The following is a 17,388-nucleotide window of genomic DNA, read 5'->3' on the forward strand; positions in this document are numbered from 1 at the left end:
TGAAATTGAGTGACCTATAAAGCAGGCGGAAGAAAGGTTGATTATGACAGAATTAACAGTTGGATCACAAGCTCCCGATTTTTCGCTTCCCCGCGATGGCGGTGGCACGCTAAGCCTGTCAAGTTTCATAGGCAAACCGGTCGTGCTGTTCTTTTACCCCAAGGATGATACCAGCGGCTGCACGGCTGAGGCCGTTGCTTTTTCTGCGCTGGCTGATGATTTTGCCGCTGCGGGTGCCGTTGTTATCGGCATGTCGCCAGACCCTGTAAAAAGCCATGATAAATTCGTTGCCAAACATGCCCTGAGCATTCCCCTGGCCGCTGACGAAAACAAATCCGCGCTGGAGGCCTATGGCGTGTGGAAAGAGAAAAGCATGTATGGACGAAAATATATGGGCGTGGAAAGAACAACTGTTCTGATTGATGCCGAAGGCAAAATTTCTCGCATCTGGGACAAGGTTAAAGTACCCGGTCACGCGAATGAAGTGCTTGAGGCTGTGAAAGCGCTGCCCGCTTCATCCTGATTTAAAGCATTTCCAGTGAAAACAGAGTGGTTTTCACGTCCGGACAATGCGACAACACCAGTGGATTAGTGAGTTCTGGGGAAGCGCAAGGGTTTGTTAACCTTAACTCGGTGTAATGCGATTGGATTAAAGCATTGCCGGGGTTCATATTTTGTCAGTTCGTGCGCACAGCGAGATACTCGGTCAGGCCCGGACCCGTCATGTCCTGATTCTGGCAAGCGGCAGCCGCATCCGCCATATCACCATCCGCCCATGGATGGCGGCCACCGCACTGTCCTGCGTTGGCCTTTTGACTGCCGGGTACTTCATCGCCACAGCTTATTTCGTATTTCGGGATGATCTGATTGGCGCAACAATGGCGCGTCAGGTCCGCATGCAGCATGATTATGAAAACCGCATTGCCGCGCTGCGGACACAACTCGATCAGATCGCCAGCCGTCAACTGATCGACCAGCAGGACGTGGAGGACAAAGTCGAGCAATTGCTTGAGCAGCACTCCGCGCTGACACTGCGACAGAACCGCGTTCCCGATTCTGACAGGTCTGTTAAGACGCAAACGAGCACGCAGGCTATAGAGGCCGTTATGGGGCTTCGCGGCAGCGAGAACGCTATCCCTACCGCGCTTGGTTATCAGCCTGAACAGCCGCGCACCGAACGCTCCCTTGATACCAAAGACGGCACCACGAAAGTCAAAGCATCCCTGTCCGCCGTGGAAAAGGACCAATTGGCGCAAGCGCAGGCGATGACGGACAAAGTCCGGGAAACCGCCACCAACATTCATGCGGCATTGAAACGGACTGGCGTCCCGCTTCCAGCTATCACCACCTCCCTTGAGGGACCAGCAACCGGCGGTCCATTTATCGAGCCGGAGTTGAACTCCGATACGAGCACTGCACAGTCCGCGTTCGATACATCCATTGCACAACTGGATGCGGCGCTGACTGTCATGGATACGGTTCGCCGTTATGCAGACGCAACACCCCTTGATAACCCCCTTCCCGAAAGCGAAATTACCAGCACCTACGGCAATCGGACCGATCCTTTTCTAGGCCGGCTGGCGCTCCACGCCGGTATCGATTTCCGGGCTTCACCCGGCACCGACATTCGCGCAACAGGTTCGGGTACAGTCGTGTCTGCCGGCTATAATGGTGGGTACGGCCTGATGGTGGAGGTGGACCATGGGAATGGTATCACCACCCGCTACGCGCATTTGTCTGGCCTGCGGGTGCGAGAAGGCGAGACTATTGAACGGGGCCAAACCATCGCAGACTCCGGTAATACCGGCAGATCGACCGGGCCGCACCTGCACTATGAAGTCCGCCGATACGGCGAGCCGCTAGATCCGATGCGATTCCTGAACGCCGGTTTGAAAATTCAAAAATACCTGAACTGATTGCTGAAAACAGTGCCACGAACCGTCCCGACGCAGCAAAACACCGGTTTTCTTGACTTTCCGACAAAAGGGCATTATGTGCGCCTTTACCGAGCGGGCTGATCGCCGCTTATTCATCAGCGTTCATTAGAACCGGAACGGAAATAGTTTTCCCTTTGACAACTTTTGCTGACCTTGGCCTGAGCCAAAAAGTACTTTCCGCTGTCACAGACGCGGGATACACCACGCCTACACCCATTCAGGCTGGCGCTATTCCGCCTGCTCTCCAACGCCGGGATATTCTGGGCATCGCCCAGACTGGCACAGGAAAAACTGCTTCCTTCGTGTTGCCGATGTTGACGCTGCTGGAAAAGGGCCGCGCTCGGGCGCGCATGCCCCGCACGCTGATCCTTGAGCCAACACGCGAACTGGCAGCGCAGGTTGCAGAAAATTTTGAGAAATACGGTCGCAATCATAAGCTGAACATCGCTCTGCTGATTGGCGGCGTGTCGTTCGATGAGCAGGATCGCAAGCTGGAGCGTGGCGCAGACGTGTTGATCTGCACCCCCGGCCGCCTGCTTGACCACTGCGAGCGCGGCAAACTTCTGATGACCGGTGTTGAAATCCTCGTCATCGATGAAGCAGACCGTATGCTGGACATGGGCTTTATCCCCGATATCGAGCGCATCGCGAAACTGATCCCCTTCACACGCCAGACGCTGTTTTTCTCGGCAACCATGCCGCCGGAAATTCAGAAACTGGCGGACCGCTTCCTGCAAAATCCCGAGCGTATCGAAGTCTCCACACGCTCTTCTACAGCGACCACCGTGAAGCAGTTGTTGGTGGCGACTCACGGCAAGGATTATGAGAAGCGCGCTGTGCTTCGCGATATCATCCGTGCTCAGGACGACCTGAAGAACGCAATTATTTTCTGCAATCGCAAAAAAGACGTTGCGGACCTTTTCCGGTCTCTGGAACGGCATGGGTTCTCCGTCGGTGCGCTCCACGGCGATATGGACCAGACGTCACGCACGGCGATGCTTGCGGGCTTCAAGAACAATCAGATCACCTTGCTGGTCGCGTCCGATGTTGCGGCGCGCGGGCTCGATATTCCCGATGTCAGCCACGTGTTCAATTTCGATGTGCCGATCCACGCGGAAGACTATGTCCATCGCATCGGGCGTACAGGCCGTGCGGGGCGTGCAGGTGCGGCGTTCACGCTGGTCACGAAAAAAGACCAGAAGTTTGCCGAAGCCATCGAAAAGCTGATCGACAAGCAGATCGAATGGATGAACGGCGATCTGTCTGCGCTTCCCGCGCCGATGGAAAGCTTTGAGCCTGCCAAAACCGGAAGGGATGGACGGCGCGAAGGCGGACGAACACGCGGGCGTGATCGCGACCGCACGGGTCGGCCATCATCCAGTCACAAAACCGATATCATAAGCACCGATACTGTGATCCCGTCAGAACCGGTAGCAATAAAGGCAGAGCCCGTGAGAACAGAACGCACCGCAAGGACTGAGCAACCCAAAGCCGCGCGCGATTTCCGCGACGATGTATCGCCGTCACGCAACAATCGCCAGTCGCCCTACCCGGCCAATGATGATCGTCGCAACCGCTACCGCCGCGACCAGGATGATGGCCCGACACCTGTCGGTTTTGGCGATGATATTCCGGCTTTCATGCTGGTGGCTGGCAAGTACTAAGTTGCCACATTAATGCAATCAGAACGGGGCCTTGGTGCTCCGTTTTTATTGTGCGTTTGAGACCTGTTTCTTAAACAGGTCTTTAGCGCTCGCAAGCGCTTCCGGCGTATCGATGTCGATCAACGCCGCATCACCAATTTCCAGATCGGTAATGGGAATGTCGCTGCTCGCAAGCAGCTTTCGCGCGCCGGTATCGCCCTTTAGGTCCGCCAGACGTGGGTAAAGTTCAGCGGGCAGGATCACCGGATTGCCGGGGTTGCTACCTGCCACTGCGCGTACGATCACAGGACCTTGATGCTGAGTGAACGCGTCAATCAGGCTATCAAGATGGCGTGTGGTGACCAGCGGCATATCCCCCAACATGACAAGAACGCCGTCAGAATGGGTCGCGACGCTTGCAAGACCGGTTTTGATCGAAGATGCCATTCCCGTCTGAAACCAATCGTTGCGGATAACAGACAAAGACAGGTCGCCGAGCGCGGTCGTGATCGCATCATGGTGCTCACCCGTCACGACAACCACATCGGAGCCTTTTGATCGAACGGCACATTCAGCAAGATGCTGCACCAACGGCTTGCCATCAAACAGTTCCAGCACCTTGTTGGTTGGGCGCTGCCCCATTCGGCTAGAACGACCTGCCGCCAGTAGGATGATGGCAACACGGGTCGCGGTCATAGCGTTCGGTAATGCCGATCCAGATAGATAAGCGCCGATTTCCGATCTGCAACCCGGATATCGCAGACCTGACCGATGAGTATCATATGCGTGGCTACCAGCTTGATGTCGGTGATGCGACAATCAAAGCTGGTAATGGCATCGTCGAGAATCGGTGCGCCGGTTGCGCCGGTTACCCAGGCTGCTGTCGCAAAACGTGCATCGTTCGATAAACCGTCGCGACCGGAAAAGGCATTGGCCAGATGCTCGTGATGAGCGCCAAGGGTGTTCAGGGCAAACTTGCCACTCTGCTGAAACAGGGCATTGCGCGCATTGCCTGCATTCAGGCACACAAGCAAGGTTGCGGGATTATCGGATACCGAACAGGCTGCGGTGATGGTAACGCCCCGGCGCTCCCCCTCATGTTCAGTCGTCACGATCTGCACATGACCTGCCAGATGGCTCATGGCATTTCGGTATAGAACCGGGTCCGATAGTTGCGTGTCCAAGGCGGCCTCGTTTCAGGTTTGATACTGGCAACATAAGTGTATACGCGTAATTTTAAACCCGGATTGGCCGGTATTATCCGCAACTTTGCGCTTTGCGTTGTGGCTGTGCCGTTTTAAGACAGGCGATCAGGATCGACAGGCAGACACAATGGCACGCTTTTGCGCACACCTTATCGTATTGGCTGGATTGCTTGCTGCAAGCCAGGCGATGGCTGATACCATCAGGATTGCCGTTGTTGCGCCGGCCTCCGGACCACTGGCTATTCTCGGACAGCAGGTAATGGCCGGTGCGTCCTTTGACGCTGACGCGCGTGGAATCGAAATTGTGCCGCTTGCAGAATCCTGCGAGACCGAAGGCGGCGCGGATCTCGGACCGGCGCTTGCCAGTGCCGATGTAGTTGCCGCCATCGGCTTTCTCTGCACCGAGAGCCTGACAGTCGCTTTGCCGGTGCTGGCAGATCGACAGATTCCAGCCATAACACTCAGCGTCCGCTCCGGCATTTTGATGGAGGACGTGCTGAAAAACAAATGGCCGCTGTTGCAACTTGCGCCCGCAGCCAAGGCAGAAGCTGACAAAGCCATTCAAGTCGTCAGCCAACGCTGGGCTGGCGAAACCGTCGCGCTGGTCGACGATGGAACACTTCATGGCCGCGAACTGGTAGATGCCGTTCGTGCGGCCATGGAAGAAACCGGGTTTCGGCCAGCATTTGTTGATACCTATCGCCCCGGTCAGGACCAGCAACTCGCGCTGGTGCGACGCCTGAAAAAAGCTGGTGCAGACCATATCGTTGTTGGCGGAGATCGGTCCGATATTGCGATCATCGCGCGGGACGCGGCGGCGGAAAAGACCAGTCTCACAATTCTGGGCGGCGAAGCACTGCTGGCCGCCGATCAGTCGGTGCCGTTACCCGATGGCATTCTGGCCATCGGAATGCCGGATGACGCGCAATCCGGCACCGGCAAGGCGGTCGTGGAAAAAATGGCGCAAAGCGCCATTGTCGCCGAAGGATATGTTCTGCCAGCCTATGCTGCCGTCGATCTCGTTCGTGCGGCGGCGGCCGCTTCCGCAACTGACTCGCCCAGCCTTATGGCCTCCCTTTTGCGCGGACCGTTTGAAACGGCGATGGGCCCACTTCAATTTACCGACCGGCAGGCCCTTGTTCAAAATCCGTATCGCCTGCTGGAATGGCGGGCCGGACGGTTCCGAGAGGCGGACGCAACGCAATGATTGCAAAACCCGGACCTCGCAATCTGATTACAGATGTTCCGGGTATTCTCGTCGGCAATGCGCAGGATCATGATCTGAAATCCGGCGTCACCGTCGTTCTGTGTGAGCAACCTGCGGTCGCGGGCGTACAGATCCTCGGAGGCGCACCCGGCACTCGCGAGACGGATCTGCTGGAACCACACAATACGGTGGAGACGGTCGATGCAGTGGTGCTTTCCGGCGGATCGGCCTATGGGTTGGATGCTGCATCCGGCGTACAGGCAGCGCTGCGCCAGGCCGGTCGCGGGTTTCCTGTCGGTCCTGTAACGGTGCCCATCGTTCCCGCCGCCATCCTGTTTGATCTGCTCAACGGTGGGGATAAGAACTGGGGGCGTTACCCGCCCTACCGCCATCTAGGCTATGACGCCACGGAAACTGCAGACAGGTCCTTCGATCTTGGCAGCGTGGGTGCTGGTACGGGAGCGCTGACCGCTACTTTCAAAGGCGGGCTGGGGTCGGCATCCATCCGGTTGTCCAGCGGCATGACCATCGGCGCCCTTGTGGCCGTCAATGCCTTGGGCTCAGCCACGATTGGCGACACACGCCATTTCTGGGCAGCACCCTTCGAGGAAGGCACCGAGTTTGGTGGGTTCGGCACACCATGGCCATTTCCGGACTCGGCCCGGCAGTTACGGATCAAATCTGCCAGTGCCCCTTCGCCCGCAGGCAACACGACCATTGGCGTAATTGCAACGGACGCGGTGCTTACCAAGGCACAGGCAAAGCGACTCGCGGTTTCAGCCCATGACGGCTTTGCACGGGCGCTCTGGCCATCTCACACGCCGCTGGACGGCGACCTCATCTTCGCGCTTGCCACCGGCACCAGCGGCATTGTGCCCGATATCACCGACTTCGTCGAGATCAGCGCTGCGGCGGCGTCCACCATGGCACGCGCCATTGCGCGCGGGGTGTATGAAGCATCCGTCCACGAGAATGACGTGCTTGCGGCTTGGGCAGGCCCGGTTTGAATATTGTTCACCGCAGTCAGCGGTGATAAGGGCACTTTACGATCATTCTGGAGTAAGACATGAGCCTTCCGATCCGCATTGCACCATCCATTCTGGCAGCAGACTTCGCGAATCTCGGACAGGAGGTGCGCGACGTGACGGAAGCTGGAGCCGACTGGATTCATCTCGACATCATGGACGGGCATTTTGTCCCGAATATTTCGTTTGGGCCAGATGTCGTCAAATCCCTTCGCCCCTACACCACCGCCATCTTTGACTGCCACATGATGGTTGCCCCGGCTGATCCCTATATTGAAGCCTTCGCCAAAGCCGGTTGCGATATCATCACCATTCACGCAGAAGCCGGCAAACACACGCACCGCTCGCTTCAGTCCATCAAATCGCACGGCAAACGGGCTGGCATTTCCATCAATCCCGGCACACCGGAAAGCATGATCGAGTATCTGCTGGATCAACTCGATCTCATCCTGATCATGACCGTCAACCCCGGTTTCGGCGGACAGGCATTCATTCCGGCGATGCTTGACAAGATTTCCCGCGTCAAGGCGATGATCGGCGACCGGCCCATCGAGCTGGAAGTGGATGGCGGCATTTCAGCGAACACATCCGCAATGGCAGCCCGGGCCGGAGCCAACGTCTTCGTTGCTGGGTCCGCCGTCTTCAAGGGTGGCTCTGTCGATGCCTACCGTTCTGCCATTCAGGCGATACGTGAGCCGGCGCAAGCCACCCAATGAAATTGTGCATTGAGAAGCCCGGCACGATCCGTTAGAGCAACTGCATCCATCCCGCCTACCGTTTAAGAAAGCTGAAAGCCCATGATCCCTCGTTATTCCCGGCCGGAAATGGTCGATATCTGGTCCCCGGAAACGAAGTTCAGAATCTGGTTCGAAATCGAGGCCCATGCCTGTGACGCGCTCGCCGAGATCGGCGTTATTCCGAAATCGGCCGCAGCCACGATCTGGGAAAAAGGCAATGCTGCTACCTTCGATGTCGCCCGGATTGACGAGATCGAAGCGGTTACGAAGCATGACGTCATCGCCTTCCTCACGCACCTGTCAGAAATCGTCGGCCCGGACGCACGTTTCGTCCATCAGGGCATGACATCGTCGGACGTACTGGACACCTGCTTCAACGTACAGCTCGTTCGCGCATCGGACCTGTTGCTGGCCGATCTGGATAGGCTGCTCGACGCGCTGAAACGGCGCGCATTCGAGCACAAGGATACAATAACTATTGGCCGCAGCCACGGCATTCACGCAGAACCGATCACGTTCGGTATCAAGCTGGCTTTGGCCTATGCGGAATTTGAGCGTTGCCGTGCGCGTCTGATCGCAGCACGCGAGGAAATTGCGACCTGCGCCATTTCCGGCGCTGTGGGCACCTTCGCTAATATCGATCCGCGTGTTGAAGAGCATGTGGCCGCAGCTTTGGGCCTAAAGCCGGAGCCGGTCTCGACTCAGGTGATCCCGCGGGATCGTCATGCCATGTATTTTGCGACACTCGGCGTAATTGCGTCTTCTATTGAACGTCTGGCCACCGAAATTCGTCACTTGCAGCGGACCGAAGTTCTGGAGGCTGAGGAATATTTCTCGCCGGGCCAGAAAGGCTCATCGGCCATGCCGCACAAGCGAAACCCGGTGCTGACAGAAAACCTGACCGGCCTTGCCCGCATGGTCCGCGCTTTTGCAATGCCTGCCATGGAGAACGTAGCCCTCTGGCATGAGCGTGATATATCGCACTCGTCGGTTGAGCGCATGATCGGCCCCGATGCTACGATAACGCTGGATTTCGCACTGGCCCGCCTGACGAACGTGATCGACAAGCTGCTGGTATATCCAGACAATATGATGAACAATCTCAACAAGTTCCGTGGGCTTGTTCATTCACAGCGTGTGCTTCTGGCGCTGACTCAAGCGGGTGTTTCCCGCGAGGACTCCTACCGTCTTGTACAGCGCAACGCTATGAAGGTCTGGGAACAAGGCAAGGATTTTCTGGAAGAACTGCTGGCCGATGACGAAGTCCGCGCTGCCTTGTCAGAACATGACATTCGCGAAAAGTTCGATCTTGCCTATCATACCAAGCATGTGGACACGATCTTCAATCGCGTCTTCGAGTAAACTGTCCGGAGGCTTGGCTCAACCAAGCCTCCAATTGCTTTTCAGCGACAGATGCATTAGTAAATAGTACACCTTCTTATGCGATAGTTTGCGCGATGCGGTTACCAGGGGGTGCACCATGCTTCAAAACAATCTTGTTCGGCGCTCAGCCGAGCGTACGAAAACCAAATTTACGGCGCTTGCGCGCTGCCAAGGTGGCGAAAGCCGTGGAACCGTGCTGGATTTGTCCGCAACCGGCATGTGCTTTCAGCTTTACTTTGATATCAACGCAAAGGAAGGCCAGCCCATCACGCTGGAGAGCGAAGAACTGGGTCATCTCACGGGTATGATCCAATGGTCCCGTGGCGATAAAATTGGCATCCGGCTCAAGCTGTCCACCAATACGGCGGCGCAAATCGCGTCATACTTCAAATTTTTCAATGGCACCGGCACGCCTTGAACCTGTTTACATTTCTCGCTTGGCGCTTGACTTGAGCCGCGGCGATCAACACATATCGCGCCATGAAAGCATCTGAGACCGAAATTTTGATTGTCCCGGGTTACACAAATTCGGGACCGGACCATTGGCAAACACGCTGGCAATCACGGTTGGCTTCCGCCAGGCGCGTGGAGCAGGCCGAGTGGGCCAAACCTGTGCGCGAAGACTGGGTTGCGCGGCTGGTCGAAGAGATTAATGCTGCGACGAAACCTGTTGTTATCGTGGCACACTCCCTTGGCGTTTCAACGGTTGTGCAGGCCCTGCCACACTTTGATACGAGCAAGGTTGCGGGCGCGTTTTTGGTCGCACCGCCGGACGTGGCCAACGAAAAGATCCGCCCCAAACATCTCATGACGTTCGGACCGTATCCGCGTGATCCGCTTCCGTTTCCGTCCTTGATGGTTGCCAGCCGCAACGACCCGTTTAGCACCTATGAACATGCGGATGATATCGCCAATGCCTGGGGTTCCATGCTGGTGGATGCTGGCGAATCGGGACATATCAATGCTGAATCCGGCCACGGCCCATGGCCAGAGGGCACGATGGTGTTTGCACAGTTTCTCAGCCGGTTGAAAGCTCCATAAAAAAGCCGCCCGGTGGGGCGGCCTTTTTCATGTATGTAAATTTACGCGCTCTGGATTTGCGTAACGGCTTCCGCCAGCAGTTCCAGCATCTTGGCACGGATCTGTTCGTCCGTCTGGGCAACGTTGGCAGCATCCAGATCAGCACGCACCTTGCGGAACACGTCCTCGTCGCCCGCCTCTTCAAAGTCGGAAGCTACAACCTCGCGGGCGTAGGCATCGGCGTCGTCCCGGCCCATCAAACCGGCAGCCCACAAGCCTAAGAGCTTGTTGCGGCGCGCTTCAGCCTTGAATTTCAGTTCCTGATCAAGCGCAAACTTGTTTTCAAATGCTTTTTCGCGGTCCTGCATCCCGGCCATATTTGTCTCCATTGCTTGTACGAACGCTTTCGGTCTGCATCATAAACCAAATGCCGCATAAAAGTGCAACGCGAAGTTTGTGACATCTTCTCCGTGGAAACCATCACTGAGTGTCCATGCCCGATTGTGAAACAGCACGTTTTCAGATAAGGACCGCAACAGACGAACTTCAATTGCGCGTCTCACAGCGCGCCAACCACAGAGACAGATTACATGAACCGTCGCCGCCGTATCTACGAAGGCAAGGCCAAGATCCTTTACGAAGGTCCTGAGCCGGGCACGCTGATCCAGTTTTTCAAAGATGACGCCACTGCCTTCAACGCGAAGAAGCACGAAGTTATCGACGGCAAGGGTGTGCTCAACAACCGGATTTCGGAATACATATTCACCCATCTGAACAAGATTGGAATTCCGACGCACTTCATCCGTCGCCTGAACATGCGCGAGCAACTGATCAAGGAAGTGGAAATCATCCCGCTTGAGATCGTGGTGCGCAATGTGGCCGCTGGGTCGCTGGCCAAGCGCCTGGGCATCGAGGAAGGCGTCGTCCTGCCGCGTTCCATCATCGAGTTCTATTATAAGGCGGATGCTCTGGACGACCCGATGGTTTCCGAAGAGCACATCACGGCCTTCGGATGGGCCAGCCCGCAGGAACTTGACGATATCATGGCGCTAGCCATCCGTATCAACGACTTCCTGTCTGGTCTCTTCCTCGGCGTCGGCATCCAGCTCGTCGATTTCAAGATCGAATGCGGTCGCCTGTTCGAAGGCGATATGATGCGCATTATTCTGGCGGACGAAATTTCGCCCGATAGCTGCCGCCTTTGGGATGTTGAAACCAAGGAAAAGATGGACAAGGACCGCTTCCGCCGTGACCTCGGCGGATTGGTTGAAGCCTATCAGGAAGTGGCCCGTCGCCTCGGCATTATCAACGAAAACGAGCCGCCACGCGGCTCCGGCCCTGTTCTCGTCAAGTAAATCGACAGGCCCCGTCCGGTGCGCATCGGTCGGGGTTGCATTCATCAAGATACCAAGGAATATGCGATCGTGATCAAGGCACGTGTGACAGTCACGCTTAAAAACGGCGTTCTCGACCCGCAAGGCAAGGCAATTGAAGGCGCGCTTGGCAGCCTCGGCTTCGAAGGTGTCGGTCAGGTTCGCCAAGGCAAGGTCTTTGATCTGGAAGTCGAGGGTAGCGACCGGACCAAGGCAGAAGCTGATTTGAAGGCGATGTGCGAGAAGTTGCTCGCCAATACGGTTATCGAAAACTACGCGATTTCCCTGCTGTAACTCGCAGTTCGAAAGGTTAGTGCCATCATGAAATCCGCTGTCGTTCAGCTTCCCGGTTTGAACCGTGACCGTGACATGATCACGGCGCTAACCAAAATTTCCGGTCATGCACCAAAGGTCGTTTGGCAAACCGAGACCGAACTCCCGGACGTCGATCTGATCGTTATTCCCGGCGGTTTTTCCTACGGGGATTACCTTCGTTGCGGGGCGATTGCTGCCCGCATGCCGGTCATGCAAGCCATCAAGGCGAAGGCCGAAGCGGGCGTCAGGGTTCTGGGCGTTTGCAATGGATTTCAGATTCTGCTGGAGGCTGGTCTTCTGCCCGGCGCGTTGATGCGTAATTCCTCCCTGAAATTTGTGTGTAAGGAAATCAAGCTGGAGGTCACCAACGCCTCCACCGCCTTCACCGGTGCCTATGCGAAAGGCCAGATCATTCGCTGCCCCATTGCACACCATGACGGCAACTATTTTGCCGATGCGGAGACTTTGAAGCGCATCGAGGATCAGCAGCAGGTTGTTTTCCGCTACGCCGAAGGCACCAATCCGAACGGCTCGCTGAACGATATCGCTGGTGTCATCAACGAACGCGGCAATGTGCTGGGTATGATGCCACATCCTGAAAATCTGATTGAAGCGGCACATGGCGGCTCGGATGGCCGCGCATTGTTTGCTTCTGCATTGGACGTAATCGCCGCTTAACCAGTTGGACGGTAGAAGGGCGCATGTTTTTTCGACCCACGAGGTTTTGCATGCGCCCTTTCTCCACCCTCTCCTTGCTCGCGCTCTGCGCCTGCGCAGCAACGCTCGCGTCCTGCCAGTCCCGCCGCGCGCCAGTTGCTCCGCCAGTTGTCGTTAGTCGCGCGCCACTTGCCACCATGGAGCGTGTTGCGCTTTCAGCCAATGCCTGCTGGTTCAAGTCCGGTGATCCGGCTTTCCGCAACTATCGTCTCGCACCCGAACTGAATTCCTTCTCCGGCCGCCCTCGCATCTTGATCGTCCATCGCAACTCACCCGAATCGCGTCCGCTGGCCGTGGTTCAAGCAGAAGGAAGCCCGGCACAACTGGCCGCTTTCGGTCCACTTCTGTCCGGTCCGAATGGCGCGCGCATGTCTGCCGATGTCAATCGCTGGGCTGCGGGCGCCAAAGGCTGCTGATTGCGTGGTGCACCGCTCGCAAAGCGACGGCATATTCAATTTTCCTGTCGCGCCCGCGCGGTGCATACGCTAAACATTCATCAACAGCGCCTCAGAGAATGGACCTGAAGACTTGACGATGACCATTTCCAATACCCGTGCCATCACGCCTGATCTTATTGCATCCCACGGTTTGAAGCCGGATGAATACCAGCGCATTCTGACCCTGATTGGTCGAGAGCCGACATTCACCGAGCTTGGCATTTTCTCCGCCATGTGGAACGAGCACTGCTCGTACAAGTCTTCGAAGAAGTGGCTGCGGACATTGCCGACAACGGGGCCGCAGGTCATTCAGGGTCCGGGCGAAAATGCGGGCGTTGTCGATATTGGAGATGGCGATTGTGTCGTTTTCAAAATGGAAAGCCACAATCATCCGTCCTACATCGAGCCCTATCAGGGTGCGGCAACCGGCGTCGGTGGCATTCTGAGAGACGTGTTCACGATGGGCGCACGCCCGATTGCCGCGATGAACGCGCTGCGCTTCGGTGCGCCTGACCACGCGAAAACCCGTCATTTGGTCGCGGGCGTCGTTTCCGGCGTCGGTGGCTACGGCAACTCGTTCGGCGTACCAACCGTCGGTGGCGAGGTCGAATTCGACGCCCGTTACAACGGTAACATTCTGGTAAACGCTTTTGCTGCTGGCCTTGCGAAGTCCGATGCGATTTTCCTGTCCGAGGCAAAGGGCGTTGGCCTGCCGGTTGTGTATCTCGGCGCGAAAACCGGACGCGATGGTGTTGGTGGCGCAACGATGGCATCGGCCGAGTTCGATGAATCAATTGAAGAAAAACGCCCGACCGTTCAAGTCGGTGACCCCTTCACCGAAAAGTGCCTGTTGGAAGCCTGCCTTGAGCTGATGCAGACCGGCGCGGTAATCGCAATTCAGGACATGGGCGCGGCTGGGCTGACCTGCTCCGCCGTGGAAATGGGTGCGAAGGGTGACCTCGGAATCGAGCTGATTCTGGATCAGGTGCCTGTGCGCGAAGAGCGCATGACCGCCTATGAAATGATGCTGTCAGAAAGCCAGGAGCGCATGCTCATGGTGCTGCGTCCTGAAAAGGAAGAGGAAGCAAAGGCTATATTCGTGAAGTGGGGCCTCGATTTTGCTATCGTCGGCAAGACCACGGACGACCTGCGCTTCCGCGTTCTGCATCAGGGCGAAGAAGTAGCAAACCTGCCGATCAAGGAACTCGGTGACGAAGCGCCGGAATATGACCGCCCATGGACACCGGCTAAAGTATCCGCTCCCTTGGCTGAAGACGACATTCCGGAAGCCGATATTGCCGATGCGGTGCTCAGCCTTGTGGGTTCTGCCAACAATTCCTCCCGACGCTGGGTATGGGAACAGTACGACACACTGATTCAGGGAAATTCCCTGCAACTGCCCGGTGGGGACGCTGGCGTGGTGCGCGTTGAGGGTCACGAGACCAAGGCGCTTGCCTTCTCGTCAGATGTCACGCCGCGCTATGTTGAGGCCGATCCCTTTGAGGGTGGCAAGCAGGCGGTTGCCGAATGCTGGCGCAACATTACAGCCACTGGCGCCCTGCCTTTGGCATCAACCGACAATCTCAATTTTGGCAATCCTGAACGGCCGGAAATCATGAGCCAACTGGTTCACGCCATCAAGGGTATCGGCGAAGCCTGCCGGGCACTGGACTTCCCGATCGTATCGGGCAATGTGTCGCTTTACAACGAAACCAATGGTCAGGGCATACTGCCGACGCCAACAATCGCCGGGGTCGGCATTCTGCCGGACTGGTCGCAGATGGCGCGAATCCGGTTTGCGGCACAGGGCGAAACAATTCTGCTGGCTGGTGCACCGGACACGTTGGGAAGCCACCTTGGCCAGTCCGTGTATCTGCGCGACATCCATGGCCGTAGCGATGGCCCTGCCCCACATGTGGATCTTGCTCACGAGCGCAAAGTCGGCGACTTCGTTCGTGGTTTGATACGGGATGGCTTGGTAACTGCCATTCATGATTGTTCATCAGGCGGTCTCGCGCTGGCGGTTGCCGAAATGGCCATTGCATCTGGTATCGGTGCCACCATCACCATTCCGGACACGGCGCAGCCGATACCCGCTTTGTTTGGTGAGGATCAGGGCCGATATGTAGTGACGGTCGCCGAACAGCACCTCAAGGCTGTTCAAGACAAGGCGGAAGCAGCCGGAGTCTCCATGCCGGTGATTGGTCGAACCGGTGGTGAGAACTTGAAACTGGGCGAAGCAAGACCCTTATCTGTTGAGGACCTTCATGACGCGCATGAAGCATGGTTCCCCAACTATATGAATGCAGCCGAGTAAAGGAGTCTGTTCATGGCAATGAATCCGGGTGATATTGAAGACATGATCAAGGCTGGCATTCCCGGCGCTCAGGTTACGATCCGTGATCTGGCGGGGGATGGAGACCATTACGCGGCAGAGGTTGTCGCCGAGGCGTTTCGCGGCAAAACGCGTGTGCAGCAACACCAGATGGTTTATAATGCCTTGCAGGGCAATATGGGTGGTGTTCTTCACGCGCTGGCATTGCAAACCAGTGCGCCAGAATAGGTTTTGATCACTTTCGTCGTGAAGCGCTCGACAGGGTCAAGCGCATGGCCTATCTAGAGGCAAAGTTATGAAAGAGGCATATCCATGAGCGGTATCGCAGAATTTATCGACAATGAAGTGAAGTCCAACGACGTGGTGCTGTTCATGAAGGGCACACCGCAGTTTCCACAGTGCGGGTTTTCCGGGCAGGTTGTGCAAATTCTGGATTATGTTGGTGTCGACTATAAAGGTATCAATGTTCTGGCGGATGCAGACCTTCGCCAAGGTATCAAGGATTATTCTAACTGGCCGACCATTCCTCAGCTCTACGTGAAGGGTGAGTTTGTCGGTGGCTGCGATATCATCCGCGAGATGTTTCAGGAAGGTGAACTTCAAACGCATCTGGCCGAACAGGGCGTCGCCGTTAAAGGCGCGGCCTAAGGGCAGCCATCCGAAACCAAAAAGGCGGATATCCGCCTTTTTTTATGTGTAACGAAGACTAGATACTGTGCAACGTACGCCTCGCCAACTGACTGGTGCGGTTTTTAAACGTCTTGCAACACCATATTCCAAGCCGGATTTTCCCATGTCACTTACCGCTAAACCGACAGCGCTAACCACGCTTTCGCGTGTAGAATTCATTGCCTTGATGGCGTCGCTCATGGCGTTGAATGCACTGGCAATCGACATCATGTTGCCGGGTCTCCAACAAATCGGCGCTAGTCTGGGTGTGATGGAGGAAAACCATCGGCAATATGTGATTACCACCTATCTGATCGGCATGGGCACGGCGCAGTTGGCCTACGGACCGTTGTCTGATCGTTTTGGCCGACGGACACCCTTGTTGATCGGCCTTGGCATCTATGCGGTCTCTGCGCTGCTGATGGCTTTCGTTCCATCGTTTACCGCCCTGTTGATGCTGCGGTTTACGCAAGGCATCGGCGCGGCTGCCACGCGTGTCATCAGTGTCTCTACAGTCCGCGATATCTACGGTGGACGAAAGATGGCAGAAGTGATGTCGCTGATCATGATGGTGTTTATGGTCGTGCCGGTTATCGCCCCCAGCATTGGTCAAGGCATTCTGATTTTTGCCGAATGGCACATGATTTTTGCCTTTATGGGAATGGTCGCGCTTGGCGTCTCGATCTGGGTATTCGTTCGCCTACCGGAAACCATGGCACCGGAAGACCGTAGACCTCTCAGCGTCGCGTCCGTGAAGCTCGCTTTCTGCACAGTGCTGACAAACCGGATTTCGCTGCTCTATACGCTGGCAGCCTCTTTCATTTTCGGCGCGCTGTTCGGCTTCATCAATTCTGCGCAGCAGATCATGGTTGGCAATTACGGCCTGGGCGTCTGGTTCCCGCTGGTCTTCGCTGGGTTCGCCGTTCTGATGGCCGCCTCGTCTTTTACAAACTCCCGGCTGGTCGGACGGTTCGGTATGCGCCGCCTGTCGCATACCGCTTTGCTCGGGTTTCTTGTCGTTACGTTCCTGTGGATGGTATCATCCTTTTTCGGCCCTTTGCCATTCTGGTTGTTTGGCTTGTTTTACGCTGGATCAATGGTGCAGTTCGGTTTGATTGGCGCAAACTTCAACGCCATGGCCATGGAGCCTTTGGGCCATGTGGCAGGAACGGCGTCCGCCGTTCTCGGATTTACGCAAACGGTTGGCGGCGGGTTGATTGGCGCGGTCATCGGTCAGGCCTATGATGGGACCATTCGTCCACTTGCGACCGGTTTCTTCTCCGTTGCCCTGATTGGTTTTGTGCTGGTGCTGATTGCCGAGCGCGGTCGCCTGTTCCACTCGCCCGTCATCAAGACCGAAAATTAAACCTCCCCGACCCTTGCAT

21 protein-coding genes are annotated in these 17,388 nt (G+C 56.4%); 18 read left to right on the forward strand and 3 right to left on the reverse strand.

Features of this window, described 5'->3' with window-relative positions:
• Nucleotides 1-43 precede the first annotated feature (43 nt).
• The 4 genes from IFT84_RS09135 (at nucleotide 44) to IFT84_RS09145 (ending at nucleotide 3,601) form a co-directional block, all read left to right on the forward strand.
• The gene (locus IFT84_RS09135; protein WP_192118570.1) at nucleotides 44-523 is read left to right on the forward strand and encodes a peroxiredoxin; all 480 of its coding nucleotides are present in this window, start codon (nucleotides 44-46) and stop codon (nucleotides 521-523) included.
• Nucleotides 524-531: 8 nt separating this feature from the next.
• Nucleotides 532-639, forward strand: coding sequence for a hypothetical protein (locus IFT84_RS21755; protein WP_446737585.1), 108 nt, complete (start codon nucleotides 532-534; stop codon nucleotides 637-639).
• A gap of 35 nt (nucleotides 640-674) precedes the next feature.
• Nucleotides 675-1,916: a peptidoglycan DD-metalloendopeptidase family protein gene (locus tag IFT84_RS09140; RefSeq protein WP_192118571.1), complete on the forward strand. Its 1,242-nt coding sequence runs from the start codon at nucleotides 675-677 to the stop codon at nucleotides 1,914-1,916.
• 155 nt (nucleotides 1,917-2,071) lie between these two features.
• Entirely contained in the window at nucleotides 2,072-3,601 is a 1,530-nt protein-coding gene (locus IFT84_RS09145; protein ID WP_192118572.1) for a DEAD/DEAH box helicase, read from the forward strand.
• Between the two features lie 45 nt (nucleotides 3,602-3,646).
• Here IFT84_RS09145 and IFT84_RS09150 read toward each other — a convergent pair whose 3' ends face one another.
• The gene (locus tag IFT84_RS09150; RefSeq protein WP_192118573.1) at nucleotides 3,647-4,276 is read right to left on the reverse strand and encodes a nucleotidyltransferase family protein; all 630 of its coding nucleotides are present in this window, start codon (nucleotides 4,274-4,276) and stop codon (nucleotides 3,647-3,649) included.
• Nucleotides 4,273-4,722: a flavin reductase family protein gene (locus IFT84_RS09155; protein WP_192118574.1), complete on the reverse strand. Its 450-nt coding sequence runs from the start codon at nucleotides 4,720-4,722 to the stop codon at nucleotides 4,273-4,275. The genes IFT84_RS09150 and IFT84_RS09155 overlap by 4 nt, the downstream gene beginning before the upstream one ends.
• A gap of 190 nt (nucleotides 4,723-4,912) precedes the next feature.
• Here IFT84_RS09155 and IFT84_RS09160 point away from each other — a divergent pair, with 190 nt between their 5' ends.
• The 6 genes from IFT84_RS09160 (at nucleotide 4,913) to IFT84_RS09185 (ending at nucleotide 10,178) form a co-directional block, all read left to right on the forward strand.
• The gene (locus IFT84_RS09160) at nucleotides 4,913-5,992 is read left to right on the forward strand and encodes an ABC transporter substrate-binding protein (protein ID WP_192118576.1); all 1,080 of its coding nucleotides are present in this window, start codon (nucleotides 4,913-4,915) and stop codon (nucleotides 5,990-5,992) included.
• On the forward strand, nucleotides 5,992-6,999 hold the full coding sequence (locus IFT84_RS09165) for a P1 family peptidase (protein ID WP_192119132.1): 1,008 nt from the start codon (nucleotides 5,992-5,994) through the stop codon (nucleotides 6,997-6,999). Before IFT84_RS09160 ends, IFT84_RS09165 begins: the two co-directional genes overlap by 1 nt.
• 59 nt (nucleotides 7,000-7,058) lie before the next feature.
• Entirely contained in the window at nucleotides 7,059-7,733 is a 675-nt protein-coding gene (gene rpe, locus IFT84_RS09170; RefSeq protein WP_192118578.1) for a ribulose-phosphate 3-epimerase, read from the forward strand.
• Nucleotides 7,734-7,814: 81 nt separating this feature from the next.
• The gene (gene purB / locus IFT84_RS09175; protein WP_192118581.1) at nucleotides 7,815-9,116 is read left to right on the forward strand and encodes an adenylosuccinate lyase; all 1,302 of its coding nucleotides are present in this window, start codon (nucleotides 7,815-7,817) and stop codon (nucleotides 9,114-9,116) included.
• A gap of 118 nt (nucleotides 9,117-9,234) precedes the next feature.
• The gene (locus IFT84_RS09180; RefSeq protein ID WP_192118583.1) at nucleotides 9,235-9,555 is read left to right on the forward strand and encodes a PilZ domain-containing protein; all 321 of its coding nucleotides are present in this window, start codon (nucleotides 9,235-9,237) and stop codon (nucleotides 9,553-9,555) included.
• Between the two features lie 62 nt (nucleotides 9,556-9,617).
• Complete coding sequence (locus tag IFT84_RS09185; protein WP_192118585.1) at nucleotides 9,618-10,178, forward strand: RBBP9/YdeN family alpha/beta hydrolase; 561 nt, start codon at nucleotides 9,618-9,620, stop codon at nucleotides 10,176-10,178.
• Between the two features lie 41 nt (nucleotides 10,179-10,219).
• Here IFT84_RS09185 and IFT84_RS09190 read toward each other — a convergent pair whose 3' ends face one another.
• On the reverse strand, nucleotides 10,220-10,534 hold the full coding sequence (locus tag IFT84_RS09190; protein ID WP_192118587.1) for a DUF1476 domain-containing protein: 315 nt from the start codon (nucleotides 10,532-10,534) through the stop codon (nucleotides 10,220-10,222).
• Nucleotides 10,535-10,747: 213 nt separating this feature from the next.
• Between IFT84_RS09190 and purC the strand changes: the two genes are divergently transcribed.
• From purC to IFT84_RS09230, 8 genes are all read left to right on the forward strand, one after another.
• The gene (gene purC / locus IFT84_RS09195) at nucleotides 10,748-11,512 is read left to right on the forward strand and encodes a phosphoribosylaminoimidazolesuccinocarboxamide synthase (protein ID WP_192118588.1); all 765 of its coding nucleotides are present in this window, start codon (nucleotides 10,748-10,750) and stop codon (nucleotides 11,510-11,512) included.
• A 69-nt stretch (nucleotides 11,513-11,581) separates the two neighbouring features.
• Nucleotides 11,582-11,824, forward strand: coding sequence for a phosphoribosylformylglycinamidine synthase subunit PurS (gene purS / locus IFT84_RS09200; RefSeq protein WP_192118590.1), 243 nt, complete (start codon nucleotides 11,582-11,584; stop codon nucleotides 11,822-11,824).
• Between the two features lie 27 nt (nucleotides 11,825-11,851).
• The gene (purQ, locus tag IFT84_RS09205) at nucleotides 11,852-12,523 is read left to right on the forward strand and encodes a phosphoribosylformylglycinamidine synthase subunit PurQ (protein ID WP_192118592.1); all 672 of its coding nucleotides are present in this window, start codon (nucleotides 11,852-11,854) and stop codon (nucleotides 12,521-12,523) included.
• Between the two features lie 50 nt (nucleotides 12,524-12,573).
• On the forward strand, nucleotides 12,574-12,978 hold the full coding sequence (locus IFT84_RS09210) for a hypothetical protein (RefSeq protein ID WP_192118594.1): 405 nt from the start codon (nucleotides 12,574-12,576) through the stop codon (nucleotides 12,976-12,978).
• Between the two features lie 118 nt (nucleotides 12,979-13,096).
• Nucleotides 13,097-15,316: a phosphoribosylformylglycinamidine synthase subunit PurL gene (purL, locus tag IFT84_RS09215; protein WP_192118596.1), complete on the forward strand. Its 2,220-nt coding sequence runs from the start codon at nucleotides 13,097-13,099 to the stop codon at nucleotides 15,314-15,316.
• 12 nt (nucleotides 15,317-15,328) lie between these two features.
• Nucleotides 15,329-15,562: a BolA/IbaG family iron-sulfur metabolism protein gene (locus tag IFT84_RS09220; protein ID WP_192118599.1), complete on the forward strand. Its 234-nt coding sequence runs from the start codon at nucleotides 15,329-15,331 to the stop codon at nucleotides 15,560-15,562.
• A gap of 84 nt (nucleotides 15,563-15,646) precedes the next feature.
• Nucleotides 15,647-15,982 (forward strand): Grx4 family monothiol glutaredoxin, encoded by a 336-nt coding sequence (gene grxD, locus IFT84_RS09225; RefSeq protein WP_192118601.1) that lies wholly within the window; start codon nucleotides 15,647-15,649, stop codon nucleotides 15,980-15,982.
• Between the two features lie 145 nt (nucleotides 15,983-16,127).
• Nucleotides 16,128-17,369 (forward strand): multidrug effflux MFS transporter, encoded by a 1,242-nt coding sequence (locus IFT84_RS09230; RefSeq protein WP_192118603.1) that lies wholly within the window; start codon nucleotides 16,128-16,130, stop codon nucleotides 17,367-17,369.
• The last annotated feature ends 19 nt before the right edge of the window (nucleotides 17,370-17,388 follow it).

The sequence above is a fragment of the Rhizobium sp. CFBP 8762 genome, assembly GCF_014841565.1.
In the GTDB taxonomy this organism is placed as follows: Bacteria; Pseudomonadota; Alphaproteobacteria; order Rhizobiales; family Rhizobiaceae; genus CFBP-8762.